The 5,765-nt window shown below is 61.0% G+C and carries 4 protein-coding genes, 1 tRNA gene and 1 other RNA gene; 2 read left to right on the forward strand and 4 right to left on the reverse strand.

Going from position 1 to position 5,765, the window contains the following annotated elements:
* Window positions 1-135: 135 nt before the first annotated feature.
* The 4 genes from NQ018_RS11125 to ffs form a co-directional block, all read right to left on the reverse strand.
* Window positions 136-2,334 carry a DNA polymerase III subunit gamma and tau gene (locus NQ018_RS11125; RefSeq protein WP_257061000.1) on the reverse strand — a complete coding sequence of 733 codons (2,199 nt, stop codon included), beginning with the start codon at window positions 2,332-2,334 and terminating at the stop codon, window positions 136-138.
* 21 nt (window positions 2,335-2,355) lie between these two features.
* Complete coding sequence (locus tag NQ018_RS11130) at window positions 2,356-2,901, reverse strand: suppressor of fused domain protein (protein ID WP_257061002.1); 546 nt, start codon at window positions 2,899-2,901, stop codon at window positions 2,356-2,358.
* 10 nt (window positions 2,902-2,911) lie between these two features.
* Window positions 2,912-4,159 (reverse strand): aspartate aminotransferase type Ic, encoded by a 1,248-nt coding sequence (locus NQ018_RS11135; protein ID WP_257061003.1) that lies wholly within the window; start codon window positions 4,157-4,159, stop codon window positions 2,912-2,914.
* A gap of 166 nt (window positions 4,160-4,325) precedes the next feature.
* Window positions 4,326-4,422: signal recognition particle sRNA small type (gene ffs, locus NQ018_RS11140), an RNA gene on the reverse strand.
* Between the two features lie 133 nt (window positions 4,423-4,555).
* Here ffs and NQ018_RS11145 point away from each other — a divergent pair.
* A tRNA-Ser gene (locus tag NQ018_RS11145) sits at window positions 4,556-4,641 on the forward strand.
* A 695-nt stretch (window positions 4,642-5,336) separates the two neighbouring features.
* On the forward strand, window positions 5,337-5,765 hold a 429-nt coding region (locus tag NQ018_RS11150; protein WP_507134258.1), incomplete at its 3' end, for an IS21 family transposase.

A 5,765-nucleotide genomic window follows, 5' to 3' on the forward strand; every position in this document is an offset into this window, starting at 1 on the left:
AAGCCGTAGACCACCCAGCGCCTAAAACCTGTCCACAAACCCCTTGGACTCCCCGTCCAACAAGAAGCTAGACTCCCTGTCCAACAAGTCTATGGACTCCGTGCCCAAAAACCCCATGGACATAACACCACACACCTAGATTCGGCGCGCGCCGAGCTCCTCAGACACCAAGTCCATGGCCACGGTGAGGGCGTCGCGGGCGTCGCGTTCTCCCAGCTCAGTGGCGGCCTGCTCAGCCATCTCCTGCTCCTGGGCCTCCCGATCATCCTGGGCCGCCTCCTGCGGCGCGGCTTCCGCCTCCGCCTGACGCTTGCGGAACTGCTCACGCGCAGCCCCTAAATCCACCCTGCCACCCGTTCGCACTGGTGCAGGCTGAGGCATCCCCTCATCGGCGGCATATCCGTAGGGTTCCGGCGGCGCCTCGAACTCAGGTGGCTCAGGCGGCAGCGGAACCTCATCTTTTCCCAGCGATGCGGGCTCTCCCCAGGAATCATCAGCATTTCCGACGTCCCCAGGCCCCTGCCCTTCCGCTCGCTGCTCGGTTACGGGTGCGGGTGCGGGTGCGGGTTCTGGTTTCGGTTTCGGCTCAGGATTCCAGACTTGCTGCGGCGCGGTTGCCTTAACCCCTTTTACCTGGTCCGGGTTGGTACCAACAACACACTCCACCTGCACCTTCGCGCCGAGCTCCTGCTCGATTGCGCGCACAATCACCTCATTGTTTGCAGGGTCGTTGAGGCGCTGCGCAAGCGCACCCGTGTTGTGGCCGATCACCAACGTATCCTCACGGAACCCAATCACCTTGGCCTCCGTGAGCATAATTCCGGTCACGGAGTTCAGCTTGAATGCGGTAGCCCGCACGTCGGCCCACTTGGCGCGAATATCCTTGTCCAGGTCCGCTGGCTGGGAGGTGGCGGCTTGCTCTGGCTCCGGTGATGGCGCCGGATCCGAATCCGCTTGAGGTTGCGGCGCGGGTACCGTTTCCGGTGGCGACTGCGGTTGCGGCGCAGGCACGGACTGTGGTTCAACCTTCGGCGGCTCAACCTTCGGCGCCTCAGCCTTAGACGCCTCAGCCTCCTGCATTTTCGCCTGCTGTGCTTCCTCGCGGGCTTTCCGCATGGCGGCGCGGTCATACTTGGCGGCGGCCTGTGCTTTTGCTGGGTCCATCACGCCAGCAGCACCAGCGCCACCAACCCCACCAGCGCCCGCAGCAACACCAACAGCACCAACACCAACCACCCCCGTGGTAGGCAGCAGCATCTTGGCGCACAGGATTTCCAGCAGCAGCCTCGGGGAGGTGGCGCCGCGGAGGTCAGAGAGGCCGTCGTTCACGATGGCGGCTAGGCGGGCGGTTTCGCCAGGGGCAAAGGCCTCCGCTTGGGTGCGCAAGATGTCCGCGCGGTCTGTGGGGGCATCCACCAGGCCCAGGGTGAAGGCGTCGGGCACCGCCTGGAGCACCATGAGGTCACGGAAGCGGTCCAGCAGGTCAGAGGCGAAGCGGCGGGGGTCGAGGCCTGCCTCAATCACCTTGTCCACCGTGGTGAACAAGCCCGCGTGATCGCCTGCGGAAAGTGCTTCGGTGGCCGCGTCGAGAAGCGTTTCATCGGTGGCACCCAGCAGCATTCGGGCGTGCTCGTAGGTAAGTCCCTCGGGGCCGGAGCCGGCCAGGAGTTGGTCGAGGACGGAGAGGGTGTCACGCGGGGAGCCGCCACCTGCGCGGATCACCAGCGGAAATACGGAGTCTTCCACCTGGGCGCCCTCGCTGGCCACGGTCCGCTCGATCAGCCCGCGCATCGCCTGCGGGGTGAGCAGGCGGAATGGGTAGTGGTGGGTGCGCGAGCGGATGGTGCCAATCACCTTTTCGGGCTCGGTGGTGGCAAAGATGAAGATCAGGTGCTCCGGGGGTTCCTCCACGATCTTGAGCAGCGCGTTGGCGCCGGAGGTGGTGATCATGTGGGCTTCGTCGATGATGAAGATGCGGTAGCGCGACTCCGCCGGGGCATACACCGCACGGTCGCGCAGCTCACGCATGTCTTCCACGCCGTTGTTACTGGCGGCGTCGAGCTCCGTCACGTCTAGATTGCCGGGGCCGTTCGGCGCCAGCGACACACAAGAATTACACACACCACAAGGCGTGGAAGTAGGCCCCTGCTCGCAGTTCAACGAACGCGCCAAAATGCGCGCGGAGGAAGTCTTGCCGCAGCCACGCGGCCCGGAGAACAGGTATGCATGGTTGATCCTGCCACTATCCAACGCCACGGACAGCGGCCGAGTCACCTGCTCCTGGCCCACAACCTCAGCGAATGAACCCGGACGATACTTGCGATACAGTGCCACGCTTGTAAAGCCTACTGAACCCTATGGACTTCTGCGCCAATCCAGCACCGGCACCTGCTCAGAGGCAATTTTTGCCAGCAGCTCCTGCGCGCTGTGCGTGAGCGCAAACTCAAACTCCGCCTGCGTGAGCATGATGAGCTGCAACATCAGCACCATCCGACCTTCCTCCACCACCTGCGGCACGCCTTCCTCCCAGGTAGAGGGCGCAATAAACAGTCCGTGGCGGGCTGTGATCTCCCCCGGCAGGCGCGCGAAATCGGCCAGTGCAGGCAAAATCGTTCCGGGCTGGGCGGAAATTGCAAAGTTCGACGTGGCCACGAGCTCACATGCCTCACGCACCACGGCGGCAACCGGCGGCAGCGGCTCAGTGGAAAGGGCGAAGACCTCCGCGCGCACATCCAACCCCATTGCTTCCAGCCCGGAGTCCACATGCTGGAAATCCAGGGTGGTGACCAACGTGGTGTCGTCGATACGCGTGGACGCCAAGGCAAAGGGAGCCTCTTCCACCTGCTCAAGCTCGCCGGGGAAGAAACCCTGTTGCCACTCCAAGCTGGCCGCTACATCCATGCTGCGCGCCCTACGCCTGTGCCTTTTCGGCCGCAGCCAACAGCACGCAGGTAGCAAAGCCGTCCATGGCCACCTCGAGCTCCTCAACCGGAGGCAGCGAAGGTGCGAGGCGAATGTTGCGGTTCCGCGGGTCCTGCTTCAGCGGGAAAGAGGAACCGGCGCCCGTCAGCGCGATGCCGGCCTCCTTGGCCAGCTCCACCACTCGGGAAGCGGTGCCATCAACCACGTCCACAGAGATGAAGTAGCCGCCGGTTGGATTGGACCAGGTGGCCACATCCTTGCCGCCCAAGCGGTGCTCCAGGATCTCCAGGACGCGCGCGAACTTAGGCGCAAGGCTGCCGGCATGCTTCTGCATAACCGCCTTGATGCCGTCCACGTTGCCAAAGAACTGGGCGTGAGCGAGCTGGTTGATCTTGTTTGGGCCAATGCCGCGCACGCTCGCATGGGACTCGTACCACTTCAGGTTGTCCGTACTCGTTGCCAGGAAGGACACACCCGCACCCGCGTGCGTGATCTTGGAGGTGGAGCTCATGAACCAGAATCGGTTTGGATTGCCCGCCTGAGCTGCGAACTCCAGCACGTTGTGGTTGATGGGGAACTCGTCCGTGAGGGTATGCAGCGCGTAGGCGTTGTCCCACACGATGCGGAAATCCGGTGCGGCGGTTTCCATCTCCGCAAGGGCGCGGCAGGTGGCCTCAGAGAAAGTGATGCCGGTTGGATTGCCAAACACTGGCACGCACCACATACCCTTGACCTGGGGATCCTTCACCAGTTCGCGCACGGCGTCCAGGTCCGGGCCCTCGTCGTTGAGCGGCACCGTGATCATCTCAAAGCCAAAGTGCTCGGTGATGGTGAAGTGGCGGTCGTAGCCCGGCACCGGGCAGATCCACTTCACGGTTTCCTCCTTGGACCACGGCTGCTGCGAATCGTTGGTGCCAAAGATGTATGCCCAGCTAATCATGTCAAACATGATGTTGAGGCTCGAGGCATCCCCAGCGATCACGTTCTCCTGCGGCAAACCCAAAGCCTGCGCCCACATCTCCCGAATATCCGGGATGCCAACCAAGCCTCCGTAGTTGCGGCAATCAGTGTCATCCTTGGCCTTGAAGTTCTCCCCCGGAAGGCTCAACAGCGCATTGGAAAAATCCAACTGCTCACTTGATGGCTTGCCGCGGGTGAGATCCAGCTTCAAGTTCTTAGCCTTGAGCTGCTCATATTCCGCGCGGAGGTCATCAAGATTCAAATCAGCGACTGCCATAACTGTGAGTCCTTCCGGTCCTTCCGGGCTCTCTTCATCAATGGGCCGTTTTGGGCCCTTGACGCCGAGCAACCCGGATCGAGCTTTTCTCTCCAACTCTAGACTGCCCAGGGGAATTAGTCAGCCGGATCAGTGAGGTTTGGGGGCGGGCTGGCAGCCACGCATAAAAAAGGGGACTCCGCACACCCGCCAGAGCCCACTGACCCTTGCTGCATTCCTGCCCTGGGGGAGTTCATGGGATACACGCCATGCGAAGTCCTGCCACTCACCCTAGCGGAAACCGACGGAACCCCTCAACTTTCCCTCCGTTTCCTCCGGTAATACTGGTGATTTGTGTAGCAATGGCCAGGTTGTGTATTGTCTTTCCAGTACACGGAAGTGACTTCTGTGAACGCTGGAGGATTCGACTAGCGGCCTATGTCACACGCCTGGAACGCGTGCGGGTTTCACGACCCTCGTGGGTTCAAATCCCACATCCTCCGCACATTTGCCGCCCGGCTCCCTTGAAATAAGGGAGCCGGGTTTTGCTGTTCATCACCTCGTTGAGAGTGTGGGGTGGAGTTAGGGGTGGCGCGCTGGGGCGCTGGGGTGGAGGTCGAAAGGACCCGTAGGTCGAGAGCTTAAAGTCGATACCACCCGAAAATCCCCAAAATCGGCCGCCCTTTCGACCAACGCCACGAGCTAACGACTTTTAGCCTTCGACCTACGCTCAGACTCGGCCCATTTCGCTTCACGTTCACGCCGAAAGCGAATCAAGACGGTGAGAACTTTGAGCAAAAGGCAGTTGCAAACACTTCGTACCGCCTCTCACGGCGAACCACCCCTCCAAACATCTGGAAAATCCCTTAACGCTCCCAGCCGACTCCCAGAAACCCAACTAAGCGGACACAAACAAACACACAATCACACCCATACAGACACCCCACACCCCACTCCCCACCTCAAAAACACACCCTTAGCTGCAACGATAAAACGTCCAGCCACCCACCACGGTTTTTTGTACCCAAACCCGGGGTCCCCCTGCGAAATGGGGGTTGTTGGAACCGGTAGTCCGCGTTGTTGGTACCACTGTTGGGCGTAGTTGGTACTGAGGGGGTTCGTTTTTGAAGATTGGAATCGGCGTCGCCGTAATCCTGCGGTGGCGTGTCTGGTTCTTTTCTTTGAAAAGGAGGCCGTGATGGCTGACCTTTATCGGATTGCGTCGATGCTGCTAGAGCGCAAGACGTATTCCGCAATCACAACCGCGGTGAGGTGTTCTCGTCGTGATGTCGCCCAAGTCAAAAAGCTCCTTGATGACCATGGCGTCACGCAACGTGGGGGCATTCCTCCTGGGTTGTTTGATGACCTTGTCCAGGACCACCGGGGTAATCGGAGTTTGGACTTCGACCAGCCGGACTACAAAGCCATTGCCGATAAGTTGGCGCGCGATTCGAAGCAATCCAGGTATGCGCTGTGGTTGGACTACCAGGCTACTGGTGGTGCACCGGATTTGAAGAAGTATGAGTACTCCCAGTTCTGCCGAGGTTTGGCCGCATACGTCAAGGCATCAGGGCTTTCTGGGGTCATTGAGCATGATCCCGGGGCTGAGATGTATGTCGATTGGGCC

Source organism: Corynebacterium kozikiae, assembly GCF_024580965.1.
GTDB lineage: Bacteria > Actinomycetota > Actinomycetes > Mycobacteriales > Mycobacteriaceae > Corynebacterium > Corynebacterium kozikiae.

Bases quoted from the DNA above. Each gene is read 5' to 3' on its own strand.
- NQ018_RS11135 (WP_257061003.1), bottom strand. From the start codon at position 4,159: ATGGCAGTCGCTGATTTGAATCTTGATGACCTCCGCGCGGAATATGAG.
- NQ018_RS11130 (WP_257061002.1), bottom strand. From the start codon at position 2,901: ATGGATGTAGCGGCCAGCTTGGAGTGGCAACAGGGTTTCTTCCCCGGC.